Here is a 23,390-nt window from a genome sequence, read left to right as displayed (position 1 = left end):
ACGGTCTTAAGTCTCAGGTGGTGGTGCGGCCTCGGCGGGCCAGCAGGCGTACGGCTCCGTCGCCGATCAGCTGGACCACGGTCACGATGACGACCAGGAGCACGACGGTGACGAGCATGAACTGGTTGTCGAAGCGCTGGAATCCGTACGTGACGGCCTTGGAGCCGAGCCCTTCGCCGCCGACGGCGCCCGCCATCGCGGAGTAGCCGATGAGGACGATGACGGTCGTGGTGACGCCCGAGATCAGCGAGGGCAGGGCCTGCGGGAGGAGGACCTTGCGGACGATCGTCGGGATGGACCCGCCCATGGACTGGACGGCTTCGACGAGCCCGTGGTCGACCTCGCGGATCGCCGTCTCGACGAGCCGGGCGAAGAAGGGGACGGCGCCCACGGCGAGCGGGACGATCATGGCGGTCGGGCCGATGAACGTGCCGACGACCCAAGTGGTGAACGGGATCAGCGCGATCAGCAGGATGATGAAGGGCAGTGAGCGGCCGATGTTCACGATCACGCCGATGACCTTGTTCACCGCGGTGTTCTGCAGCAGGCCGCCCTTGTCCGTGAGGACCAGGAGGACGCCGAGCGGCAGGCCGGCCAGGACCGTGACGAGCGCGGACCACAGCACCATGTAGAGGGTGTCGACGGTGCCCTGGGTCAGCAGTGGCTGCATTTCGGACCAGGTCACTTGACGGCCTCCTTGGCGAGCGGGGCGGGGGTCTGCGCGGGTACGCCGGGTGCTGCGGGTTCCACGACCTCGGCCTGGAGTCCCTGCTCGCGCAGGAAGCCGATCGGGACGACGTTCTCCTCGAAGCGGCCGGGGAGCTCGATGCGCATCCGTCCGATCTGGTTGCCGCCGACGGTGTCCATGGCGGCGCCCAGGATCGAGATGTCGATGTTGTACGTACGGGAGAGCTGGGAGATCACCGGCCGGCCGGCGGCCTCACCGTGGAAGGTGACGTCGACGACCGTGCTGTCCGGGCCGGATGCCGTGCCGCCGACGGGGAACAGCTCGTGGGCCAGTTCGGAGCCGGGGGTAGCGAGGAGTTCGCGGACGGTGCCGGACTCGATGACGCGGCCCTTGCGCATCAGCGCGGCCGAGTCGCAGACCGTCTTGACGACGTCCATCTCGTGCGTGATGAGCAGGACGGTGAGACCGAGCTGCTGGTTGAGGTCGCGCAGCAGCTGGAGGATCGAGCGGGTGGTCTCGGGGTCGAGGGCGGAGGTCGCCTCGTCGGAGAGCAGCACCTTGGGGTCGCCGGCCAGGGCGCGGGCGATGCCGACGCGCTGCTTCTGGCCGCCGGAGAGCTGGCCGGGGTACGCCTTCGCCTTGTCGGAGAGGCCGACCAGGTCGAGAAGTTCGAGTGCCTTGCGGGCCCGGTCGCGGCCGGAGACGCCGAGGATCTCCAGGGGGAGTTCGACGTTGTCCTGGACGGTGCGGGAGGCCAGCAGGTTGAAGTGCTGGAAGACCATGCCGATGCGGCTGCGGGCCTCCCGCAGCTCCTTGCCGGCGCGGTGGCCCCGGCCCGCGAGCGCGGTGAGGTCCTGGCCCGCGACGGTCACGGTGCCGGAGGTGGGGCGTTCCAGCAGGTTGACGCAGCGGATCAGGGAGGACTTACCGGCGCCGCTCTGTCCGATGACGCCGTACACCTCACCCTCGCGGACGTGCAGGTCGACGCCGTCGAGGGCGGTGACCTCTCGGCCGCGCGACTGATAGACCTTCGTGAGGCCCGTAGTGGTGATCACAGGGGTTTCCGTCACTGTCGAGTGCGCGGCGCGGTGTCCGCCGGGCACGGGGCGTTCGTCTGGTGAGACTGTTCGCAGTGGTTGACCGGTAGGTCTCGGCACAGCTGATCGCGGCGGACGGCCGGAAGGCAGCGCGTGCTCGGGCCGGCACGTTCCGCTGGGTGCGGACGGCGTCGGCTCGGTCTCGCTTCGGGGCGTGAGACTCAGGCGTGGGCCCTCAGAAGGCGCGCATTCGACACATACAACGAGCACCGGGCGTGGTGATCGCCTCGGTCGCAGGGATGCGGTAGCTCGTCGTGGTCATGTGCCCCAGTAAAACAGACGTGCCGCCGCCGCCCACCAGCGCGTCCGGATAGCGGACAGCCGTGGATGGTCGTCCGGGCCGCCTCTCCGCGACCCGGGGGATTTCGCGCTCACGGCTCTGACCTGCACCGATACGGGTGTTCCGGTGCTGTGGCCGGGGTGCGGTGCGGTCCGGTGGCGGACGCCGTCTGTGGTCAAGGCCACGATCTTGGCTCGGCAGCGGGGCCGAACCGGCCGCCCCTGCCCGCGTCGCGGGGCCGCACGCGGGGGCTCTCCCCGTCCGTAATACCCTCGGTTCATGCTTGACGCCCTGACGGTCGCGGTCGCCGTGTCCGCGCTCGCCCTTGCCGCCTGGTGCGGATTCGCCGCTTTCCGGGACCAGCCGACGAAGGACTGGCACTTCATCGGGATGGCCGTCGTCACGGTGCTGGCGCTGGCGCAGCTCGTGGTCGGGATCGTGCAGCTGGCCCGCGGTGAGCGGCCCGAGCAGGGGATGACCGTCTTCATCGCCTATCTGATCGGCGCCTTCGCGGCCGTGCCCGCGGCCGGTTTCCTCTCGCTGACCGAGCGGACCCGGTGGGGTTCGGTGACGGTGGCGGCGGGCGCGGTCGTACTGGCCGTCCTCGAAGTGCGGCTCTACGACATCTGGGGAAACTGACCGTGACCGACACCGATCGCACCACCGAGGGCTCCCGCAGGCAGCCGTTCGAACTCGGCACCGGTCCGGGGCGCGTACTGGTCTGGTTCTACGGGGTGTTCACCGTGGCCGCCGCCTCCCGGTCGATCGTCCAGATGATCCTGGACTTCGACAGGGCGCCGCTCGCCTACATGCTGTCGGCCGCCGCCGCCGTCGTGTACGGCTTCATCACGTACTCGCTGGTGCGGGGCGGGGAGAAGGCACGCAGGGCGGCGCTGGTGTGCTGCGCCGCCGAGCTCGTGGGTGTGCTCGTCGTCGGTACGTGGACGATGGTGGAGCCGTCGGCCTTCCCGGACGCCACCGTCTGGTCGGACTTCGGTACGGGTTACCTGCTCATCCCGGTGATCCTGCCGGTCACCGGGATGATCTGGCTGCGACGCGCGAAGCGCGCGTAACCCGCTCGCGTACGGCACCGCACGCGTACGACGTCGGGTCAGGCGCTCCTGTTCAGGCGCTCGCCACGTAGGCGGATGCCGCGGCGTCCTTCTCCAGCAGGATCAGCCGGACGCCGTCCTGCCCGGTGGTGTCCCCCACGCGTGCGTAGCCCTCCCGGCGGTAGAGCCGCAGGTTGCCCTCGCTCCGGTGCCCCGTGTGGAGCCGGAAGCGCGTGGTCTCACGGCCGGCCGTGAGACCTGATTCCGCCGCGCGCAGCAGACGGGCGCCGAGGCCGTGTCCCTGGAGCCGGGGGTGGACGCAGAGCTTGCCTATCTCCCCGATGCCGTCCGGGTCGGTGGAACCGCGTACCGAACCCACGACTTCGTCGCCGAGCCGGGCCACGAACACCAGGTCCGTGCCGACTTCCTCGCGGACCGATTCGAGGCTCTGCACGAGCGGGTCGATCCGGTAGTTGCCGTAGAGCTCCGCCTCGCTCTGGAAACAGAGGTATCGGAGTTTGAAGATCTGCTCGACGTCCTGTGTGGTCGCCGCCGAGATGGTCACGCTCATGCCCATGTGTGCATGCCTCCCGCTCACCTGATCCGCCGGTTGTCTACCGCTCCATTCCCCGCAGTTCAGGAGCTACAACCTCCGCCGCGAGCATTCTGCGCAGACATCCAAGGCATCGGGAACGCATCGGACCCAAACTCCCCTGTGACATACCCAACCTTCCTGCGATTTCCCGGTAGGTCGGATCGGTGGGGGAAAGCATCGCCTCCAGCAGCCGCGCGCACCCGCCGGGCAGCCGCTCCACCGCCGTGCGTAACACCCGGCGTGTGTCGGCCCCGAGGGCGCTGCGCTCCGGGCTGCCGTAGGCGTCCGCGGCGGGTTCGGCGCCGCCGTACGGGTATTCGTGACGGGCCGTTCGCCGGGTGCGCCGGGCCTCCGCGCGTACGGCGTCGCGTACCCAGCGGGCCGGGTCGCCCGGCGGCCCCTGCGCCGCTAGGCGCTCGAACAGCCGGAGCCATACGGCCTGTTCGAGGTCTGCGGGGTCTGCGGAAGCGGCCTGGGCCTCGGCCCGCGCCTCCGCGCGGACCAGCGGGAGCAGGGCCTGCACGACGGCCGGTCCTGCGGGGGGCGGGGCATGATCGATGAGCGTCATGCCCCACCCGACGTGCCGCGCGGGCAGCCGGTTGCCGTCCGCGGGACGCGCCACCCGACCGGGGTCCGGCCGGCCCGGTGCTGACGGCCGGCCGGAAACGGTTCTAGCGTGCGTTGAAGTCGGCCGCCGCGAGCAGGGCGGTGTCCGGGTTGTCGGAGAAGACACCGTCGATGCCGGCCTCGAAGTACGTCCGGAGCGCGCCGAACGCGTCACCGTACGCGGCGGGGTCGGTGCCCCGGCGGAACTCGGCGGGCAGGAAGCTGTTCTCGTTGCGCATCGTGTACGGGTGCAGGATCAGGTCCTGGGCGTGCGCGTCCCGGACGAGGGTCGTCGGTGTGGTGAGCCGTCCCGCGCCGTCCTTGGGTATGACCAGGTCGAGCGTGGGGCCGATGCCCTGTGCGAAGGACGCCATCCACTTCAGGCCCTCGGGCCGCACCAGGTCGGCGACGGTACGCGGGTCACCGGCCTCCACGAAGTCCCAGGGGCGCGTCGCCGCGCCGGACAGCAGGACGACCCGGGGTGTGGCGACGAGTTTCGACAGCCGCTGCATCGAGCTCGGCTCGAAGGACTGCAGGATGAGCGGGGAGTTCTCGCGGTGCCTGCCGTGGCGGCGCAGCAGCCGGGCGAGCGGCTCCTCCAGGCCGAGGCCGAGGGAGCGGAAGTACGTGGGGTGCTTGGTCTCGACGTACAGCCAGACCGGCGCTCCGCGCCTGCGTCCTTCCCGGTCGGCCCAGCGCAGGACCTCGTCGAGGGTGGGGATCTCCCAGCGGCCGTCGTAGAGGGTGTTCTCCTGGCGGGTGCCGGGAATGCGCTCCTTGGCGCGCAGCGTCTTCAGTTCGGCGAGGGTGAAGTCCTCGGTGAACCAGCCGGTGAGGGAGACGCCGTCGATCTTCTTCGTCGCCCTGCGGCTCGCGAACTCGAGGTGCTCGGCGACGTCCGTGGTGCCGGTGATGTCGTTCTCGTGGCGGCAGACGAGGTGGCCGTCCTTCGTCGGCACGAGGTCCTGCTCGACGATGTGCGCGCCCATGTCCAGGGCCAGCTGGTACGCGCCGATGGTGTGCTCGGGCCGGTAGCCGCTGGCGCCGCGGTGGCCGATGACGGTCGGAACGGGCAGGTCGCGGTAGCCGCCGCGGCCCTTGCCCTGCCCGCTGGTGCCGCGCTCTGTGGCGGCGGCCGTCCCGGTCAGGCCGAGGGCTGCCGTGCCGAGCACCGCGGCCCCCAGGAGGGTCCGCCTGCCGGGGCTCTTCTGCGCACGCTCTGTCATGAATGCTCCTCGCTGTGATGTCGGGCACCTGGTCGAGCGAGGCCTGATCGTAGGCAGCTACGCCATCAGCAGGGCAGCTTGTGGACGAACGTGGCGGAAACACACGTCAACACTGCGTATCCACTTCGTGAACCCGATGTGCGATCAGTGAGTACCCGCGAGTATCGTCCTCACCTGCACGGACCTTCATTCGCACCCCGCCCAGGCCGCCCGGCCACGACACCGGAGGAACCGTTGTCCCGTCTCACGGTCATCAAGGCAGTGCTCGGACCGATCCTGCGTCTGATGTTCCGCCCCCAGGTGGAGGGCGCCAAGAACATCCCCGGGACCGGGCCTGTGATCCTCGCGGGCAACCACCTGACGTTCATCGACTCGATGATCATGCCGATCTGCTGCGACCGGCCGGTGTTCTACATCGGCAAGGACGAGTACGTCACGGGCAAGGGGCTCAAGGGCCGGCTCATGGCCTGGTTCTTCACGGGCTCCGGAATGATCCCGGTGGACCGGGACGGCGGGCGCGGCGGAGTCGCGGCGCTGATGACGGGCCGCCGGGTGCTGGACGAGGGCCACGCCTTCGCCATCTACCCGGAGGGCACCCGCTCCCCCGACGGCCGCCTCTACCGGGGCCGTACGGGCATCGCCCGGCTGACCCTGATGACGGGCGCCCCCGTGGTCCCCTTCGCGATGATCGGCACCGACAAGGTCCAGCCGGGCGGCGCCGGGCTGCCCCGCCCGGGCAAGGTCACGGTCCGCTTCGGCGAGCCGATGGAGTTCTCCCGCTACGAGGGCATGGACCGCGACCGCTATGTGCTGCGTGCCGTGACGGACTCGGTGATGGCCGAAGTGATGCGGCTGTCCGGCCAGGAGTACGTCGACATGTACGCCACGAAGGCGAAGGCCGCGTGAGCTGACGCGCTCCGCGCCGTACGGAAGGGCCCGTACCCCGGTCAGGGGGTACGGGCCCTTCCGTCTGTCACCGCTTCCTACGGGTGCTCGACGCCGTCCTCCAGCTTCTGGCCCCGCAGCAGGAACCAGGCGGCGACGGCCGTCGCCAGCAGGACGGCGGCGCCGATGCCCGCGGCGAGCCGCAGCCCCTCGACGAACGCCTCCTGTGCGGCCGACACCAGGGGCGCCGCCTGTGCCTCGGGGAGTGTGGTGGCCGCCTCGACGGCGCCGCCCAGCGACTCGTGGGCGGCGGCCGCCGTATCGGGAGCGATGCCGGCCGGGGTCACGAAGCCCTGGTAGACGCCCGTGACGATGGAGCCGAGCAGGGCGATGCCGAGGGCCGCGCCGAGTTCGTACGCCGTCTCGGAGACCGCGGACGCCGAGCCTGCCTGTTCCTTGGGGACGGTGGAGAGAATGACGTCGGCGGTGACGGTGAAGGCGAATCCGGCGCCGACGCCGACGACCAGCAGCATCACGCCGAGCATCGGGTATCCGGTGTCCTTGCTCAGCAGCGTCACCGAGGCTAGCGACACGCCGACGGCGGCGAGGCCGCCCGTCACCACCGAACGTACGGAGTAGCGGCGGGCCGCCACTCCGGCCATCAGTCCTGCGGCCACCGCCCCGATGGCCGCGGGCAGTTCGGCGAGTCCGGCCTCCAGCGGGCCGCGTCCCTGGACCAGTTGGAGGAACTGGGAGAGGAAGAAGACCAGTCCGGCGAGGCCGAGGATGGTCAGGAGGTCGGCGAGTACCGCGCCCGAGAAGCCCCGGTGGTGGAAGAGCCGCATGTCCAGCAGCGGTGCGGGGAGCTTCAGCTGCCTGCGTACGAACCAGGCGAGCGCCGCCACTCCGATGACGGCGGAGGCCGCCACCTCCCAGCTCCCGCCGTGGGCGGCCAGCTCCTTGATGGCGTACACGACAGCGATCATGCCGATGAGCGAGAGTCCGACACTGGTCAGGTCCCAGGGGCCCGGCGCCGGGTTCTTGGATTCGGGGATCAGCTTGATGCCGACGACGACGAGGACGGCCATCACCGGCAGGTTGATGAGGAAGACCGAGCCCCACCAGAAGTGTTCGAGCAGGAAGCCGCCCATGACGGGGCCGACGGCCGCGCCCGCGGAGGCCATGGCGCCCCAGATACCGATGGCGAGGCTGCGTTCGCGCGGGTCGTGGAAGAGGTTGCGGATCAGGGCGAGCGTGGAGGGCATGAGAGTGGCGCCCGCGACACCGAGCAGTGCCCGCGCCAGGATCATCATCTCGGGGCTCGTCGCGTAGGCGTTGAGCACCGAGACCGCGCCGAAGGCGACGGCGCCGGTCAGCAGCAGCTTCTTGCGGCCGATGCGGTCGCCGAGGCTGCCCATGGAGACGAGCAGTCCGGCGATGACGAAGGAGTAGACGTCGCCGATCCAGAGCAGCTGGGTGCCGGTGGGTGCGAGGTCCTCGCTGAGGAACGGGGTCGCAAGGCCGAGGACGGTCGCGTCGACGGCCACCAGCAGCACGGCGAGGACGAGGACGGCCAGGGCGATCCATCGCCCCGGTCGACGCACGACGTCCTTGGTGTCCGTCTGCTGGTAGATGCTGGTCATTGCTCCACGCTCCTGCGTGCTCCGCCGAGCAACAGCTCGACGATCATGTACTGGAAGTCCTTGGCGGCGACCCTGCCGGCCTGTACGGCCCAGGCGCCGTTGCCGATGAGCCCGTAGAGGGCCTCGGTGAGCCAGGCGGGGGTGAGGTCGATACGGAACTCGCCGCGTTCCTGGCCGCGCCGGAAGAAGGCGGCGACCCGGGCGTCGAGCCGGTTCCAGCCCTCGTTCACTTCGTCGCCCTCGAACAGCTGGTTCTCGGTGACCAGGAAGGAGAGCAGTCCCGCGCCGGGTTCGACGGCCGCGACGAAGCGGCGCAGCCCCTCCTCCGCGGTGCCCTCGTCGAGCGCCGCGGCGTCCAGGGCCGCCTCGAATTCCTGGATGCCCAGATTCTCCAGCGCCTTGACCAGCGCGTCCCGCCCGGCGAAGTGCCGGTGCAGGGTGGCGCGGCCGATGCCCGCAGCCTTGGCGACCTCGTCCATCGTGGCGGTGGATTTGTGGGTCAGCAGGGCGGCGGCGCTGCGCAGCACCTGCTCACGGTCGAGAGTCATGAGACGACCATAACCCACGTGAGACATTAATGTCTCATCTGTTTCTCGGGGATGTCCCTCCAGGAAATGCCTCGCCCCTCCCGGCAGCTGCGGGCACCATGGGCCGATGAAGCCGCTGCTGCTGATCGACATCGACGGTCCGCTCAATCCGTACGCGGCTCTGTCCCGCCGCGCGGCACCGGTGGGCTACCGCAGGCACCGGATGCGGCCGACGGGGTGGACGCACGGACCCGCGCTGCCTGTCCTGCTCAATCCGGGGCACGGCGACGCGCTGCTGACCCTCGGCGAGCGGTACGAGCTGGTCTGGGCCACGACCTGGATGGACGAGGCCAACGAGTGGATCGGCCCGCATCTCGGGCTGCCCACGCTGCCGTACATCGACTGGCCCTCCATGCACGGCAGCTCGCCGGAGGGGACGTACTGGAAGACGCCCTACGTCGTGGAGTACGCGGCCGGGCGGCCGTTCGCCTGGATCGACGACGAGATCGGTGAACGGGACCGGGAGTGGGTGCGTGCCCACCACCCGGTCCGGGCGCTGCTGCGGCAGATCGATCCGCGCATCGGACTGGAGCAGGCCGACTTCGACGCGCTCGCCGACTGGGCCGTCAGTCCTTGAGGAGCACGAGATCCAGATCGCGCAGGTGGTCCCGGTCGGTGATCACGTCCAGGGCGGCGATCCTCCCGTCCACGAACGTGAAGCCCATGACGGAGAACTGCTGCCCCTCGCGGATCGAGACGACGCCCAGCTCCCCGTCGACGAGGGCGAGCTGCGAGGACCGGGCGAACGGCGCGAACATCATCGCCTGACGGGCCACCGCCGCCGCTCCCCGCACCGGCACTCCCGCGCCCGCGTCGGAGCGGGCCACGACGTCCGGGTCGAGCACGGCGACCAGTGCCTCGAAGTCGCCGTCGCGGGCGGCTGCGAGGAACGCGTCGACCACAGTGCGCCTGCGCGTCAGACCGGGGTCGGTGACGGGGTCGGCGCCCTGCACTCGGCGGCGGGCCCGGCTCGCGAGCTGACGGGCCGCCGCCGGGGTCCGGTCCACGATCCGGGCGACCTCGTCGAAGGGCACGGCGAACATGTCGTGCAGCACGAACGCCAGCCGCTCGGCCGGATCCAGGGTCTCCAGCACCACGAGCATGGCCACGCCGACCGAGTCCACGAGCAGCGCCTGCTGCTCCGGGTCACCGCTGTCGGGCCCGCCGCTCGCCGGCTCGCGCCCGGGCGCCGTCGGCGGGTCGAGGGGCTCCTCGCGCCGTGAGCGGCGCGAGCGCAGCATGTCCAGGCAGACCCGGCCGACGACGGTGGTCAGCCAGCCGCCCAGGTTCTCGATGTCCCCGGCCCCGGCACGGCTCAGCCGCAGCCAGGCCTCCTGGACCGCGTCCTCGGCCTCGCTCTGCGAGCCGAGCATCCGGTGGGCGACCGCCTTGAGGTGCCCCCGGTTCTCCTCGAAGCGCTCTGCCAGGTACGCGTTCTCGTCCACTGCACCGTCCTCCGTCGTGATCCTTTGTCACTCTGACGGATCGGACGGGCGATGTGTGACGGGTTCCGTCAGCTCCAGGGCAGTGTGGCGCGATGCCGCCAGTACGCCTCGGGGTCCTCCACCAGCGCGTCGAGCCGGGCCCGCCGCTCCTCGTCGAGGTCCAGGACGGCGGCGTGGAGGTTCCCGGAGAGCTGGTTGACCGTGGCCGCGCCGGAGAGGACGACGCCGGCCCACGGCTGGTGCAGGACGAGCGCGAGCGCGACCGCGTCACTGTCGAGTCCCGCCTCGGCGGCGATCTCCCGCACCACGGCGGGGGCCTCGGTGCCGGCGAGCCGGCCGTTGGCCATGCCCTCCTTGACGATCACGGTGAGCCCGGCGTCGTGGGCCTCGGCGAGCGCGGGGCCGGCGGAGGTCTCCAGGACGTTGTAGGTGGCCTGGACGGTACGGAAGAGGGGGGCGCCGTCGACGGTCACGGCGAGCGCGGCCCGGATGGCGTCGGCCTGGCCCGGTCCGCTGGTGGAGAGTCCGACGCTGACGCCTTCGGCGGCGTGCTCGGCGAGGCGCGCGTGCAGTTCCTTGTCCGTGAGGGCCGGGCTGTCGGCGGTCACGGAGTGGATCTGATAGAGGTCGAGCCGGTCCCCCAGCAGCGCCTCGGTCTCGGCGCGCTGACGCTCGTACGTCGCGAGTCCGTGGTCCTTGACCTCGTGCGCCTCGGCGTCCACACGCCAGTCGGCGGTGTAGGTGTAGCCCCATTTGCTGCCGATGACGACGTCGGTGACCTCGGGGCGGGCCGTAAGCCAGCCGGCGAGGAACTCCTCGGAGCGGCCGTAGGAACGGGCGGCGTCGAAGTAGCGGACGCCCTGGGCGTAGGCGGCGTCGAGGAGTTCATGGGTGCGGGCACGCAGTTCCTCGACGCTGCGGTCCCCGGGGAGGTCCCGGTCGCGGTGGAGGTTGATGTAGCCGGGTCTGGCGACGGCGGCCAGGCCCAAACCGATGTGGGCGGTCGGGGTCGTAGCGGTGGCCAGCCTGGCGAAGGGCATCGCGGGCTCCTCGTGGGTCGGGTCGGTACTCCTTCCCGTCCAACGTAGCCCGCGACGCCGTTCCTACACCTGCTGACGTCGCTGACCTTCCCCGCGCCTACCTGCGGGCGGTCGCCCAGGCGTGCTGCGTGGCCAGGTCGGCCTTGACCTCGGCGAGCTGTACGGCGACGGCTGACGGGGCCGTACCGCCGCGGCCGTCACGGGAGGCGAGGGCGCCCTTCACGTTGAGGACGGTCCTGACCTCAGGGGTGAGGTGCTCGGAGATCTTCGCGAACTGCTCGTCGGTGAGCTGGTCCAGCTCGATGCCGTGCTGCTCGCACTCCTTGACGCACTCGCCGGCGACCTCGTGCGCGACCCGGAACGGGACGCCCTGCTTGACCAGCCATTCGGCGATGTCGGTGGCGAGCGAGAAACCGGCCGGGGCCAGCTCCTCCATGCGCTCCCGGTTGACGGTGAGCGTCGCCATCATGCCGGTGAAGGCGGGCAGCAGCACTTCGAGCTGGTCGCAGGAGTCGAAGACCGGCTCCTTGTCCTCCTGGAGGTCGCGGTTGTACGCGAGCGGGAGGGCCTTGAGCGTGGCCATGAGGCCCGTCAGATTGCCGATGAGGCGCCCCGACTTGCCGCGCGCGAGCTCGGCGATGTCCGGGTTCTTCTTCTGCGGCATGATCGAGGAGCCGGTGGAGAAGGCGTCGTGCAGGGTGACGAAGGAGAACTCCTTCGTGTTCCAGATGATGATCTCTTCCGCGATCCGGGAGAGGTTGATGCCGGTCATCGCGGTGATGAAGGCGAATTCGGCCACGAAGTCGCGGGACGCCGTGCCGTCGATGGAGTTGGCGACGGAGCCGCGCTCGAAGCCGAGGTCGGCGGCGACGGCCTCGGGGTCGAGACCGAGCGACGAACCTGCCAGTGCACCGGAGCCGTACGGCGAGACGGCGGTCCGCTCGTCCCACTGCCGCAGCCGCTCGGCGTCCCTGGACAGGGACTGCACATGGGCCAGCACGTGGTGGGCGAAGAGGACGGGCTGCGCGTGCTGGAGGTGCGTACGGCCGGGCATGGCCACGTCCGGGTGGGCCTCGGCGAGGCCGACCAGGGCGTCCTGGAGGTCGGCGACGAGGCCGCCGATGATCCGGGCGTGGTCACGCAGGTACATCCGGAAGAGCGTGGCGACCTGGTCGTTGCGGGAGCGGCCCGCGCGCAGCTTGCCGCCGAGGTCGGGGCCGAGGTGCTCCAGCAGGCCGCGTTCCAGGGCGGTGTGGACGTCCTCGTCGGCGATCGTGCCGACGAAGGTGCCCGAGGTCACGTCTTCTTCGAGCCGGTCGAGTCCGGCGAGCATGCGGGTCAGCTCGTCCTCGGTGAGCAGACCGGCCTTGTGCAGCACGCGCGCGTGGGCGCGGGAGCCGGCGATGTCGTACGGGGCCAGGCGCCAGTCGAAGTGGACCGAGGCGGAGAGTTTCGCCAGGGCCTCGGCTGGGCCGTCGGCGAACCGGCCGCCCCAGAGGCGGACATCGCCGGTGTTGCTGCTCACGGTTGCTCCTTGTTGTGCGGATGGGCGGGGCGGGGGATTCATTCCCCACCCCGCCCCTTCCCGTAACCGGGGGCTCCGCCCCCGGACCCCCGCTCCTCGAACTCCGGAGGGGCTGAAAGTGTGTCAGGCCAGGTCGCGCTTGGCGGCGATCTTCGAGGAGAGTCCGAAGATCTCGATGAAGCCCTGCGCCTTGGACTGGTCGAACGTGTCGCCCGAGTCGTAGGTGGCGAGGTTGAAGTCGTAGAGCGACTGCTCGGACTTCCGGCCGTTGACGACGGCGCGGCCCGCGTGCAGGGTCATCCGGATGTCACCGGTGACGTGCTGGTTGGCCTCGTTGATGAAGCCGTCCAGGGCGCGCTTGAGCGGGGAGAACCACAGGCCGTCGTAGACCATCTCGCCCCAGCGCTGCTCGACCTGCCGCTTGTAGCGGGCCAGCTCGCGCTCGACGGTGACGTTCTCCAGCTCCTGGTGCGCGGTGATCAGTGCGATCGCGCCCGGGGCCTCGTACACCTCACGCGACTTGATGCCCACGAGGCGGTCCTCGACCATGTCGATCCGGCCGATGCCCTGGGCTCCGGCCCGCTCGTTGAGCTGCTGGATCGCCTGGAGCACCGTGACGGGCTTGCCGTCGATGGCGACCGGGACGCCCTCCTTGAAGGAGATGACGACCTCGTCGGCCTCGCGGGGGATCGCCGGGTTCTGCGTGTACTCGTAGATGTCCTCGATCGGCGCGTTCCAGATGTCCTCCAGGAAGCCCGTCTCGACCGCGCGCCCGAAGACGTTCTGGTCGATGGAGTACGGGGACTTCTTGGTGGTCGCGATCGGGAGGTTCTTCTCCTCGCAGAAGGCGATCGCCTTGTCGCGGGTCATCGCGTAGTCGCGGACCGGGGCGATGCACTTCAGGTCGGGGCCGAGCGCGGAGATTCCGGCCTCGAAGCGGACCTGGTCGTTGCCCTTGCCGGTGCAGCCGTGGGCGACGATGCCGGCGTTGTGCTTCTTCGCGGCGGCGACGAGGTGCTTGACGATCGTCGGCCGGGAGAGCGCCGAGACCAGCGGGTAGCGGTCCATGTAGAGGGCGTTGGCCTTGATCGCCGGGAGGCAGTACTCCTCGGCGAACTCGTCCTTGGCGTCCGCGACCTCGGCCTCGACGGCGCCACAGGCGAGCGCGCGCTTACGGATGACGTCCAGGTCCTCGCCGCCCTGGCCGACGTCCACGGCAACGGCGATGACCTCGGCGCCCGTCTCCTCGGCGATCCAGCCGATGGCGACGGAGGTGTCCAGGCCGCCCGAGTAGGCGAGTACGACGCGCTCGGTCACGGGTTTCTCCTTACGGTGCAATCACTGATGAGTATAACTATGCAGTCCTCCGTATGCTTTGTCAAAGCTCCAGGTCAGGAGGGTCCGACAGCAGAGGCCGTCCTAAATGAGGGCGACTCCTGGTTCCGGCCCCCTCTACGATCGGCGCCTGACGAAGGGGCGCGATGATCCACGACGACGGGGCCGCGGAGCGGCTGGCCCGGGGCGTGCCGCTGCACAAGGCACTGGACACCACATCGGCCGAGGCGTGGGTGACCCTCGATGTGGACATACGGACGCTTCCCTGGAAGTCGTGGCCGCTGCTGCGGATGGAGCCTGCGGTGCACCGCAGGTGGCTGAGCTGGGACCGGCAGGACCCGCTGCCCCGGATCGGCCGGCCGAGCACTCCGGCCCGGCAGCCCCCGCTCGCACTGATCCTGTGCCACCCCGACGGCCGGACCCGTGAGGCGGCGCTGGACTCGGTGCGTCAGGCTCCCGAACTGCGCCCGCTCCTGGTGCTGCGCTGCGCCGACTGGGCGGAGCCGGTGCGCGAGCGCGCCCGGGCCCTGCTCGCCGAAGTGCCCGGCCCCGAGCTGATCCCGCTGGCAACGCTGATCCTGCGGCTGGCCGGGCGCGCGCAGGGCGGTTTCGCCCTCGCACTGCTGGAGAGCAGCCTGCGCGAGGGACCGGCGGCCGACGTCGAGGCACTGATGGCGCATCCGGACCGCGCGACGCGTCGCCTCGCCCACCGGATCGCGGTCGATCGGCGGCTGCTTTCGCCGATGAGGCTGGCCGTCGTCGCCACGACCGAAGGCGATGTCACCCTCCAGGACCTGTGCGCGGAAGCGGCCCTCGCCCGCCTGCGCGAAGGTGCCGAGCCCGCCGTGCTCGACCGGCTGCTGAGCGCACGCGCACCCCGTGTGCGGTCGGCGGGGGTCACCGCCTTGCGCGGGGCCGGGCGGCACAGCGAGGCGGAGCCCTACCTCACCGACCGCTCCGGCCTCGTACGGGCCTGCGCGCGCTACGTCCTGCGGAAGGCCGGAGTCGACCCGCTCCCCCGCTACCGGACCCTGTGCTCCGGACCATCCGTGCCTCCGGGGGCGGCGGCCGGACTCGGCGAGTGCGGTGCGCGGTCGGACACCGAGACGCTGTGGACGCTGTCGGAGCACCCGGTCGCCGCCGTACGCGTCCAGGCGATCACCGGCCTGCGCGCGCTGGACGCGGTCTCCTTCGAGCGGATGCGCCCGCTGCTGGACGATCCCGCGCCCGCCGTGGTCCGGGGCGCGACGCTCGCCCTGCTCCCCGACGCCGGCCGGTTCGAAGAGGACTGGCTGCGGGCACGCCTCGCTCCGGAGCAGCCGCGTGCGACACGCGTGGCGGCGGAGCGCCTGGTGCGCGCACGTTCCCGGCGCGCGCGTCGCCCCGCCGGCTGAACCGGCCCTGCCCGGACGGGAGTCGGCGGCAGTCATAATTCGCGTATGGGAAAAACGTATGAGCGTATCGACGGACGGCTCAGGACCTTCATAGAAGCGCAGCACATCTTCTTCACCGCGACCGCTCCGCTCGACGCGGAGGGCACGGTCAACCTCTCCCCCAAGGGCGTGAGCGGTTCGTTCGCCGTCGTCGACGAGCGGACCGTGGCGTATCTGGACTTCGCCGGGAGCACCGCGGAGACCATCGCCCATCTCCGCGAGAACGGCCGCGTCACCTTGATGTGGTGCGCCTTCCAGGGGCCGCCGAACATCGTCCGGGTGCACGGGCGCGGGGAGCCGGTCTTCCGGGACGATCCGCGGTTCGCCGGGCTGCTGAGCCACTTTCCGGACGTGGACCCCTCGCAGCACGGGCTGCGGGCGATCATCGTGGTGACGGCGGAGACCATCCGGGACTCCTGCGGATTCGCGGTGCCGTATCTCTCGTACGACGAGGACCGCTCGCTGCACGCCGACCGCTTCGCGCGGGACGACGACGACAGTCTCAACGCGTACTTCGAGAAGAAGCCGGACATCGCCACGAGCATGGACGGGCTGCCCGGCCTGCCGCTACCCCTGCCGCCGATGCCCGTGACGCCCGGCGGGTGACCCGCTGGGCCGTACGGAGCAGGCGCGGTGGGGGCTCCCCCGCCCTGCCCGTACGGTCCGGATCATGCGCAGACTTCTGGTCACCGGTTCGGTACTGCTGGCTCTGGTGGGTTCGGTCGCGGCCGGGGAGCCCGGTGCTCCGCCCCTGCCGGAGCGGCTCGCCGACACCGGTGGCGGCTCGCAGCTGATCACCGCCGAGGCCGCGTCCGCGGGCTCCACCACCGGGACGGTCACCTGGTGGGAGCGGCGGTGGGGCAGGTGGGTGGCGGCCGGGTCGGCGCCGGCCCGCTTCGGGGCGGAGGGGCTGGCCGAGGGCGGCACCCGGAAGCAGGGCACGAACACCACGCCCACGGGGCTCTACGACCTGCCGTACGCCTTCGGGATCAAGCGGGCCCCGGCCGGGACCGGGTATCCCTACCGCCGTGTCAACGAGCGTTCCTGGTGGTGCCAGGACAACTCGGCGCGTGCGTACAACCGGTGGGTGGAGCCGAGGCCCGCGGACTGCCGGGCCGGGCAGGCCGAGCACCTGGTCACCTACGGCACCCAGTACGCCCATGCGCTCGTCATCGGCTTCAACTACGAACGGCCGGTACGGGGTCGGGGCGCCGGGATCTTCCTCCACGTCAACGGCCGTGGTGCGACGGCCGGTTGCGTGTCCGTGCCCGCGGCGGCGATGAGCCGGATCCTGGCCTGGGCGGATCCGGCACGTCGTCCGCACATCGCGATCGGGACCCGCTCGGGGGCGACCGCGATCACGCGCTACTAGGGCCGGACAGGCCCTAGGGCCTGTCCGGCGGCCTCAGCGGTCGTTCTGGGCGAGACGCAGCAGGTGGTCGGCGAGTGCCTGGCCGCCCGCCGGGTCCCGGCTGATCAGCATCAGGGTGTCGTCGCCCGCGATGGTGCCGAGGATGTCGTGCAGTTCGGCCTGGTCGATGGCCGAGGCGAGGAACTGCGCGGCCCCCGGGGGCGTACGCAGGACGACCAGGTTGGCCGATGCCTCCGCCGAGATGAGGAGTTCGGCGGAGAGCCTGCGCATCCGCTCCTCCTTGGCGGAGCCGCCGAGCGGCGCCTGCGGGGTGCGGAAACCGCCCTCGCTCGGCACCGCGTAGATCAGCTCGCCACCGGTGTTACGGATCTTCACCGCGCCCAGCTCGTCCAGATCGCGGGAGAGCGTCGCCTGGGTGACGCTCAGCCCGTCGTCGGCGAGGAGCTTGGCCAGCTGGCTCTGCGAGCGCACCGGCTGCCGGTTCAGGATGTCCACGATCCGGCGGTGGCGGGCCGTGCGGGTCTGCGGCACGGACGGCCCGCCGTGCTCGGTTTCCTGCGCCTCGGTCATCGTCGTCGCCTCATTCTCCGGATCGTCATTCCCCGGATTGTCCGTCCCCGTATGCCGCGTCGAGAGCGCCAGGCAGAACCCGCAGGAACGCGTCCACCTCCGCGTCGCCGATGATCAGCGGCGGCATGAGCCGTACGACATCGGGGGCGGGCGCGTTCACCAGGAGTCCGGCTCCCTGGGCCGCCTGCTGCACCTTCGGTGCGAGGGGTCCGGTGAGCACGATACCCAGCAGCAGGCCGGAGCCCCGGACGTGGGAGACCAGGGGGTGGCCCAGGCCCTCCACTCCGTCGCGGATCTTCTCGCCCAGACGCTTCACGTTGTCCAGGGCGCCGTCGGCGGCCAGCGTGTCCAGGACGGCGAGTCCGGCCGCGCAGGCGACCGGGTTGCCGCCGAACGTCGTGCCGTGGTGACCGGGCTTCAGCAGCTCGGCCGCCGCGCCGAACGCGACGGTTGCGCCGATCGGCAGTCCGCCGCCGAGGCCCTTGGCGAGGGTCACGAGGTCCGGCTCGACCCCCTGGTGCGCCTGGTGCTCGAACCAGTGGCCGCAGCGGCCGATCCCGGTCTGCACCTCGTCGAGCACGAGGAGGGTGCCGGTGGCCCGGGTGATCTCCCTGGCCGCTTCCAGGTAGCCCCTGGGCGGCACGGCAACGCCGATCTCGCCCTGGATCGGCTCGATGATCAGCAGCGCGGTGTCGGTGGTCACCGCGGCCCGGAGCGCTTCGATATCGCCGAACGGGACGTGTGTGACGTCACCGGGCAGCGGGACGAACGGCTCGCGCTTCTTGGCCTGGCCGGTGAGGGCGAGCGCGCCCATGGTCCGGCCGTGGAAGCCGCCGTCGGTGGCGACCATGTGCGTACGCCCGGTCAGCCGGCCGATCTTGAAAGCCGCTTCGTTGGCCTCGGCGCCCGAGTTGGAGAAGTAGACCCTGCCCGCCCGGCCGAAGAGCTGGAGCAGCCGTTCGGCCAGGGCGACCGGGGGTTCGGCGATGAAGAGGTTGGAGACGTGGCCGAGGGACGCGATCTGGGTGGAGACGGCCTCGACGACCGCGGGGTGGGCGTGGCCCAGCGCGTTCACCGCGATACCGCCGACGAAGTCGAGGTATTCGGTGCCGTCGGCGTCCCAGACACGGGCACCGGCGCCGCGGACGAGCGGGAGCTGCGGGGTGCCGTAGTTGTCCATCAGCGCGCCCTGCCAGCGCTGCGAGAGCTCCTCGTTGCTCATGACTCCCCCTGGGTTTCGCTCGGTGCGTCGGCCACGACCATCGTGCCGACCCCTTCGTCGGTGAAGATCTCCAGCAGGATCGAGTGCTGGACCCGGCCGTCGATGACACGGGCGGTCCCGACCCCGTTGCGTACGGCGTGGAGGCACCCCTGCATCTTCGGGACCATGCCGCTGGAGAGACTGGGCAGCAGCTTCTCCAGCTCGGTGGCGGTGAGCCTGCTGATCACGTCGTCGCTGTTGGGCCAGTCCTCGTAGAGGCCCTCGACGTCGGTGAGGACCATCAGCGTCTCGGCGTTCAGCGCGGCGGCGAGCGCGGCTGCCGCCGTGTCCGCGTTGACGTTGTAGACGTGGTTGTCGTCGGCGGACCGCGCGATGGAGGAGACGACCGGAATCCGGCCGTCGTCGAGCAGTGCCTGTATGGCCCCTGTGTCGATCGCGGTGATCTCGCCGACCCGGCCGATGTCGACGAGCTCGCCGTCGATGGTGGGCCGGTGCTGGACCGCGGTGATGGTGTGGGCGTCCTCGCCCGTCATGCCGACGGCGAGCGGGCCGTGCTGGTTGAGCAGACCGACCAGCTCGCGCTGGACCTGCCCGGCCAGCACCATCCGTACGACGTCCATCGCCTCGGGCGTGGTGACCCGGAGTCCGGCCTTGAACTCGCTGACGAGGCCCTGCTTGTCGAGCTGGGCGCTGATCTGCGGGCCGCCGCCGTGCACGACGACGGGCTTGAGGCCGGCGTGGCGCAGGAAGACGACGTCCTGGGCGAAGGCCGCCTTCAGCTCCTCGTCGATCATGGCGTTGCCGCCGAACTTGATGACGACGGTCTTGCCGTTGTGCCGGGTCAGCCAGGGCAGCGCCTCGATGAGGATCTGCGCCTTCGGCAGTGCGGTGTGCTTCCGCGCCGGGGTACTCATGAGCTGTACGCGCTGTTCTCGTGGACGTACTCCGCGGTCAGGTCGTTGGCCCAGATGACGGCCGACTCGCTGCCTTCGGAGAGGTCGGCGGTGATCTTCACCTCGCGGTAGCGCATGTCGACGAGCTCGCGGTCCTCGCCCACGCCGCCGTTCTTGCAGACCCAGACGTCGTTGATGGCGACGTTCAGCCGGTCCGGGTCGAAGGCGGCCCTGGTGGTGCCGATCGCGGAGAGGACACGGCCCCAGTTGGGGTCCTCGCCGTGGATGGCGCACTTGAGGAGGTTGTTACGGGCGATGGTCCGGCCGACCTCGACGGCGTCGTCCTCCGTCGCCGCGTTGATCACCTCGATGCGGATGTCCTTGGAGGCACCTTCGGCGTCGCCGATCAGCTGACGGGCGAGGTCGTCGCAGACCGTACGCACGGCCTCGGCGAACTCGTCCTGTGCGGGCGTGATTCCGCTCGCCCCCGAGGCGAGCAGCAGCACGGTGTCGTTGGTCGACATGCAGCCGTCGGAGTCGACGCGGTCGAAGGTGGTGCGGGTGGCGTCGCGCAGTGCGGCGTCGAGCGCGGGGGCGGCCACGTCGGCGTCGGTGGTGAGGACGACCAGCATGGTGGCGAGGCCGGGGGCGAGCATGCCCGCACCCTTGGCCATGCCGCCGACGGTCCACCCGTCCCGGGTGGCCACGCTCGTCTTGTGGACGGTGTCGGTGGTCTTGATCGCGATGGCGGCCTTCTCGCCGCCGTGCGGGGTCAGCTGGGCGACGGCCTTGTCGATACCCGGGAGCAGTTTGTCCATGGGCAGCAGCAGGCCGATCAGCCCGGTGGAGGCGACGGCGACCGTGCCCGCGCCGTGACCGCCCGTCTCGTCGTACCCGGCGCCGTTCAGGGACTCGGCGGCCTTCTCGGCGGTGGCGTGGGTGTCCTGGAAGCCCTTGGGACCCGTACAGGCGTTGGCGCCGCCGGAGTTGAGCACGACGGCGGTGACCTCGCCGCCCTTGAGCACCTGCTCCGACCAGAGGACGGGGGCGGCCTTGACGCGGTTGGAGGTGAAGACTCCCGCGGCGGCGCATCGCGGCCCCTGGTTGACCACGAGGGCCAGGTCCGGGTTACCGCTCTCCTTGATTCCGGCGGCGATGCCCGCCGCCGAGAATCCCTGTGCTGCCGTGACGCTCACGGTGCGACTCCGATCGTGGAAAGACCTGTGTCCTCGGGGAGCCCGAGGGCGATGTTCATGCTCTGCAGGGCGCCGCCCGCGGTGCCCTTGGCGAGGTTGTCGATGGCGCTGATCACGATGATCCGGCCCGCGGCCTCGTCGTGGGCGACCTGGACCTGTACGGCGTTGGAACCGTAGACGGACGCTGTGGCGGGCCACTGCCCCTCGGGGAGCAGGTCCACGAACGGCTCGTCCGCGAACGCCTTCTCGTACGCCGTACGCAGGGTCTCGGCGTTCACGCCGGGCTTCGCCTTCGCGCTGCAGGTGGCGAGGATCCCGCGGGGCATGGGGGCGAGGGTCGGTGTGAAGGAGACGGTCACCGGCTCCCCGGCGGCGGCGCTGAGGTTCTGGATCATCTCGGGCGTGTGCCGGTGGCCACCGCCGACGCCGTACGGGGACATGTTGCCCATCACCTCGGAGCCGAGCAGGTGCGGCTTGGCCGCTTTGCCCGCCCCGGACGTGCCGGAAGCGGCGACGACCACGGCCTCGGGTTCGGCGAGTCCGGCCGCGTACGCGGGGAAGAGCGCGAGGGAGACGGCGGTCGGGTAGCAGCCGGGCACCGCGACGCGCTTGGCCCCGGCCAGTGCCGCCCGGGCGCCGGGCAGCTCGGGCAGGCCGTAGGGCCAGGTGCCGGCATGCGGCGATCCGTAGAACTTCTCCCAGTCGACGGCGTCCTTCAGCCGGAAGTCGGCGCCCATGTCGACCACGAGCACCTCGTCCCCCAGCTGCTCGGCGACGGCCGCGGACTCTCCGTGCGGGAGGGCGAGGAAGACGACGTCGTGCCCGGCGAGGACCTCGGCGGTGGTCGGCCGGAGCACACGGTCGGCGAGCGGCCTGAGGTGCGGCTGGAGGGGGCCGAGCCGCTGCCCCGCGTTGGAATGTGCGGTGAGGGCCCCGATCTCGACCTGGGGGTGGACCAGCAGGAGACGGAGCAGCTCCCCGCCCGCATATCCGCTCGCCCCTGCTACCGCTGCGCGTACCACCATCGAAATCCTCCTCGTTGATGGCATGACTATACGCAGTGCTGCACTTTTATGCAAAGACCCCAAAAAGAAAGGCAGGGAGGGTTTCCCACTCCTTGCCACTATCAAGATATAGCGCACCGGGGGGCTTGCGGCAAGACCCCGGTCGTGCCGCAGAATCGCCCGTCGAAGCGAAGTACCTGGGGGAATGGATGAAGGCTTTGATGATCGATGTGATCGTGGTCGGCGGCGGACCGACCGGCTTGATGCTGGCCTGCGAGCTGCGGCTGCACGGGGTGCGGGTGGTCGTGCTGGAGAAGCTGGCCGAGCCGACCGACCAGGGCCGCGGGCAGGGCCTGCACGCACGCAGCGTCGAGGTGATGGACCAGCGCGGCCTGCTGGACCGGTTCCTCGCGGTCAGTGAGAAGTTCCAGGTCGGTGGTCTCTTCGGCGGCATCGCCAAGCCGTGGCCGGACCTGCTGGACACCGCTCACCCGTACGGCCTCGCCACTCCGCAGCCGGTCACCGAGCGGCTGCTCAACGAGCGGGCCGTCGAACTGGGTGCCGAGATCCGGCGCGGATGTGAGATGACCAAGCTGAGCCAGGACGAGGACGGGGTGACCGTCGAGCTGGCGGACGGCACGCAGTTGCGCTCGCGCTACCTCGTCGGGTGCGACGGCGGTCGCAGCGCGGTGCGCAAGCAGCTCGGTATCGGCTTCCCCGGCACGCCCGCCACGGTCGAGACGCTGCTGGGCGAGATGGTGCTGACCGAGGACCCGGCGACGATCACATCCGTCATCGAGGAGGTCCGCAAGACGCAGCTGCGGTTCGGGGCCCAGCCCCTCGGGGACGGGGTGTACCGCGTCGTCGTGCCCGCCGACGGGGTGGCCGAGGACCGTACGGCAGGGCCGGTCCTCCAGGACTTCCAGAAGCAGCTGCGCGCGCTCGCGGGCACCGACTTCGGCGCGCACTCGCCGCGCTGGCTCTCCCGGTTCGGCGACGCCACCCGGCAGGCCGAGCGCTACCGGGCCGGCCGGGCACTGCTGGCCGGCGACGCCGCGCACATCCACCCGCCGACCGGCGGGCAGGGGCTCAACCTCGGCGTCCAGGACGCTTTCAACCTCGGCTGGAAGCTGGCCGCCGCGGTCGACGGCTGGGCGCCGGAGGGTCTGCTCGACACCTACCAGGCCGAACGGCACCCGGTGGGCGCCCGCGTGCTGGACAACACCCGCGCGCAGATCACGCTGCTGGGGACCGATCCGGGTGCGACCGCGCTGCGGGAACTGTTCACGAAGCTGATGGACTTCGAGGAGGTGAACCGGTACGTGACCGGGATGATCACCGCGGTCGACGTGCGCTACGACTTCGGCGAGGGCCATGAACTGCTCGGCCGACGGATGCGGGACATCGAGCTGAAGCAGGGACGCCTCTACGAGCTGATGCACGGCGGTCGCGGGCTGCTGCTCGACCGGACCGGCCGGCTCTCGGTGGAGGGCTGGGCGGACCGGGTCGACCACGTCGTCGAAGTAGGCGAGGAACTGGACGCGCCCGCGGTGCTGCTGCGGCCGGACGGTCACGTGGCGTGGGTCGGTGACGATCAGCAGGAGCTGCTCGGGCGGCTGTCGGAGTGGTTCGGCGCTGCCGCCGGCTGAGGTCCTGGCGGGCGGCCGGATACTGAGGCCCGCGCGGGCCTCAGTAT

General features: G+C 70.8%; 24 protein-coding genes. 8 read left to right on the top strand and 16 right to left on the bottom strand.

The genetic code is table 11. The features are described 5' to 3' along the window. Nucleotides 1–13: 13 nt before the first annotated feature. Both ACWGO0_RS32005 and ACWGO0_RS32000 read right to left on the bottom strand, forming a co-directional pair. Nucleotides 14–685, bottom strand: coding sequence for a methionine ABC transporter permease (locus ACWGO0_RS32005; RefSeq protein WP_453543008.1), 672 nt, complete (start codon nt 683–685; stop codon nt 14–16). Continuing rightward, on the bottom strand, nt 682–1,743 hold the full coding sequence (locus ACWGO0_RS32000; protein ID WP_453543005.1) for a methionine ABC transporter ATP-binding protein: 1,062 nt from the start codon (nt 1,741–1,743) through the stop codon (nt 682–684). The genes ACWGO0_RS32005 and ACWGO0_RS32000 overlap by 4 nt, the downstream gene beginning before the upstream one ends. A gap of 601 nt (nt 1,744–2,344) precedes the next feature. Here ACWGO0_RS32000 and ACWGO0_RS31995 point away from each other — a divergent pair. Both ACWGO0_RS31995 and ACWGO0_RS31990 read left to right on the top strand, forming a co-directional pair. After that, on the top strand, nt 2,345–2,704 hold the full coding sequence (locus ACWGO0_RS31995; protein WP_453543002.1) for a hypothetical protein: 360 nt from the start codon (nt 2,345–2,347) through the stop codon (nt 2,702–2,704). Between the two features lie 2 nt (nt 2,705–2,706). Then, a complete protein-coding gene (locus ACWGO0_RS31990) occupies nt 2,707–3,138 on the top strand; it encodes a hypothetical protein (protein ID WP_453542999.1) in 432 nt (143 codons plus the stop codon). Nucleotides 3,139–3,190: 52 nt separating this feature from the next. Here ACWGO0_RS31990 and ACWGO0_RS31985 read toward each other — a convergent pair whose 3' ends face one another. The 3 genes from ACWGO0_RS31985 to ACWGO0_RS31975 all read right to left on the bottom strand — a co-directional run bounded on the left by ACWGO0_RS31985 (nt 3,191) and on the right by ACWGO0_RS31975 (nt 5,544). Beyond that, nucleotides 3,191–3,694, bottom strand: coding sequence for a GNAT family N-acetyltransferase (locus ACWGO0_RS31985; RefSeq protein ID WP_453542996.1), 504 nt, complete (start codon nt 3,692–3,694; stop codon nt 3,191–3,193). A gap of 37 nt (nt 3,695–3,731) precedes the next feature. Further along, nucleotides 3,732–4,280 carry an RNA polymerase sigma factor gene (locus tag ACWGO0_RS31980; RefSeq protein WP_453543059.1) on the bottom strand — a complete coding sequence of 183 codons (549 nt, stop codon included), beginning with the start codon at nt 4,278–4,280 and terminating at the stop codon, nt 3,732–3,734. A 103-nt stretch (nt 4,281–4,383) separates the two neighbouring features. After that, nucleotides 4,384–5,544: a glycerophosphodiester phosphodiesterase gene (locus tag ACWGO0_RS31975; protein WP_453542993.1), complete on the bottom strand. Its 1,161-nt coding sequence runs from the start codon at nt 5,542–5,544 to the stop codon at nt 4,384–4,386. Nucleotides 5,545–5,778: 234 nt separating this feature from the next. On the opposite strand from ACWGO0_RS31975, the gene ACWGO0_RS31970 reads away from it, so the two are divergent. Beyond that, nucleotides 5,779–6,450: a lysophospholipid acyltransferase family protein gene (locus ACWGO0_RS31970; RefSeq protein WP_453542990.1), complete on the top strand. Its 672-nt coding sequence runs from the start codon at nt 5,779–5,781 to the stop codon at nt 6,448–6,450. Nucleotides 6,451–6,527: 77 nt separating this feature from the next. Here ACWGO0_RS31970 and ACWGO0_RS31965 read toward each other — a convergent pair whose 3' ends face one another. Next, nucleotides 6,528–8,072 carry an MFS transporter gene (locus tag ACWGO0_RS31965; protein WP_453542988.1) on the bottom strand — a complete coding sequence of 515 codons (1,545 nt, stop codon included), beginning with the start codon at nt 8,070–8,072 and terminating at the stop codon, nt 6,528–6,530. Then, nucleotides 8,069–8,620 (bottom strand): TetR/AcrR family transcriptional regulator, encoded by a 552-nt coding sequence (locus ACWGO0_RS31960; RefSeq protein WP_453542986.1) that lies wholly within the window; start codon nt 8,618–8,620, stop codon nt 8,069–8,071. Before ACWGO0_RS31960 ends, ACWGO0_RS31965 begins: the two co-directional genes overlap by 4 nt. A gap of 106 nt (nt 8,621–8,726) precedes the next feature. Between ACWGO0_RS31960 and ACWGO0_RS31955 the strand changes: the two genes are divergently transcribed. Beyond that, complete coding sequence (locus ACWGO0_RS31955; RefSeq protein ID WP_453542983.1) at nt 8,727–9,236, top strand: hypothetical protein; 510 nt, start codon at nt 8,727–8,729, stop codon at nt 9,234–9,236. On the opposite strand, the gene ACWGO0_RS31950 is transcribed toward ACWGO0_RS31955, so the two are convergent. The 4 genes from ACWGO0_RS31950 to ACWGO0_RS31935 all read right to left on the bottom strand — a co-directional run bounded on the left by ACWGO0_RS31950 (nt 9,226) and on the right by ACWGO0_RS31935 (nt 13,986). Continuing rightward, nucleotides 9,226–10,104 (bottom strand): sigma-70 family RNA polymerase sigma factor, encoded by an 879-nt coding sequence (locus ACWGO0_RS31950; RefSeq protein ID WP_453542980.1) that lies wholly within the window; start codon nt 10,102–10,104, stop codon nt 9,226–9,228. The two genes, ACWGO0_RS31955 and ACWGO0_RS31950, sit on opposite strands and share 11 nt — an antisense overlap. Nucleotides 10,105–10,172: 68 nt before the next feature. After that, nucleotides 10,173–11,144, bottom strand: a complete 972-nt coding sequence (locus tag ACWGO0_RS31945; RefSeq protein ID WP_453542977.1) for an aldo/keto reductase — start codon at nt 11,142–11,144, stop codon at nt 10,173–10,175. Nucleotides 11,145–11,241: 97 nt separating this feature from the next. After that, entirely contained in the window at nt 11,242–12,669 is a 1,428-nt protein-coding gene (gene argH, locus ACWGO0_RS31940; RefSeq protein WP_453542974.1) for an argininosuccinate lyase, read from the bottom strand. 123 nt (nt 12,670–12,792) lie between these two features. Further along, nucleotides 12,793–13,986: an argininosuccinate synthase gene (locus ACWGO0_RS31935; RefSeq protein ID WP_453542971.1), complete on the bottom strand. Its 1,194-nt coding sequence runs from the start codon at nt 13,984–13,986 to the stop codon at nt 12,793–12,795. A gap of 164 nt (nt 13,987–14,150) precedes the next feature. Here ACWGO0_RS31935 and ACWGO0_RS31930 point away from each other — a divergent pair, with 164 nt between their 5' ends. The 3 genes from ACWGO0_RS31930 (at nt 14,151) to ACWGO0_RS31920 (ending at nt 16,809) form a co-directional block, all read left to right on the top strand. Continuing rightward, on the top strand, nt 14,151–15,398 hold the full coding sequence (locus ACWGO0_RS31930; protein WP_453542968.1) for a hypothetical protein: 1,248 nt from the start codon (nt 14,151–14,153) through the stop codon (nt 15,396–15,398). Between the two features lie 45 nt (nt 15,399–15,443). Continuing rightward, a complete protein-coding gene (locus tag ACWGO0_RS31925) occupies nt 15,444–16,043 on the top strand; it encodes a pyridoxamine 5'-phosphate oxidase family protein (RefSeq protein WP_453542965.1) in 600 nt (199 codons plus the stop codon). A gap of 64 nt (nt 16,044–16,107) precedes the next feature. After that, entirely contained in the window at nt 16,108–16,809 is a 702-nt protein-coding gene (locus ACWGO0_RS31920) for a L,D-transpeptidase family protein (protein ID WP_453542962.1), read from the top strand. 33 nt (nt 16,810–16,842) lie between these two features. On the opposite strand, the gene ACWGO0_RS31915 is transcribed toward ACWGO0_RS31920, so the two are convergent. Genes ACWGO0_RS31915 through argC form a run of 5 tightly spaced genes read right to left on the bottom strand, consistent with a single transcriptional unit; the run spans nt 16,843 to nt 21,715 of the window. Next, nucleotides 16,843–17,379 carry an arginine repressor gene (locus ACWGO0_RS31915; RefSeq protein ID WP_018515284.1) on the bottom strand — a complete coding sequence of 179 codons (537 nt, stop codon included), beginning with the start codon at nt 17,377–17,379 and terminating at the stop codon, nt 16,843–16,845. Nucleotides 17,380–17,404: 25 nt separating this feature from the next. After that, a complete protein-coding gene (locus ACWGO0_RS31910) occupies nt 17,405–18,601 on the bottom strand; it encodes an acetylornithine transaminase (RefSeq protein ID WP_453542958.1) in 1,197 nt (398 codons plus the stop codon). Further along, nucleotides 18,598–19,515, bottom strand: coding sequence for an acetylglutamate kinase (gene argB / locus ACWGO0_RS31905; protein WP_453542955.1), 918 nt, complete (start codon nt 19,513–19,515; stop codon nt 18,598–18,600). The genes ACWGO0_RS31910 and argB overlap by 4 nt, the downstream gene beginning before the upstream one ends. Then, complete coding sequence (gene argJ, locus ACWGO0_RS31900; protein ID WP_453542952.1) at nt 19,512–20,690, bottom strand: bifunctional glutamate N-acetyltransferase/amino-acid acetyltransferase ArgJ; 1,179 nt, start codon at nt 20,688–20,690, stop codon at nt 19,512–19,514. Before argJ ends, argB begins: the two co-directional genes overlap by 4 nt. Beyond that, on the bottom strand, nt 20,687–21,715 hold the full coding sequence (gene argC, locus ACWGO0_RS31895; RefSeq protein ID WP_453542949.1) for an N-acetyl-gamma-glutamyl-phosphate reductase: 1,029 nt from the start codon (nt 21,713–21,715) through the stop codon (nt 20,687–20,689). The genes argJ and argC overlap by 4 nt, the downstream gene beginning before the upstream one ends. Nucleotides 21,716–21,915: 200 nt before the next feature. Between argC and rox the strand changes: the two genes are divergently transcribed. After that, nucleotides 21,916–23,343, top strand: a complete 1,428-nt coding sequence (rox, locus tag ACWGO0_RS31890; protein WP_453542946.1) for a rifampin monooxygenase — start codon at nt 21,916–21,918, stop codon at nt 23,341–23,343. Nucleotides 23,344–23,390 lie beyond the last annotated feature (47 nt).

The sequence above is a fragment of the Streptomyces sp. NPDC055749 genome, assembly GCF_053617235.1.
The sequence above is the reverse complement of the archived record's forward strand: the minus strand, read 5'-3'. Positions and strand labels throughout refer to the sequence as shown.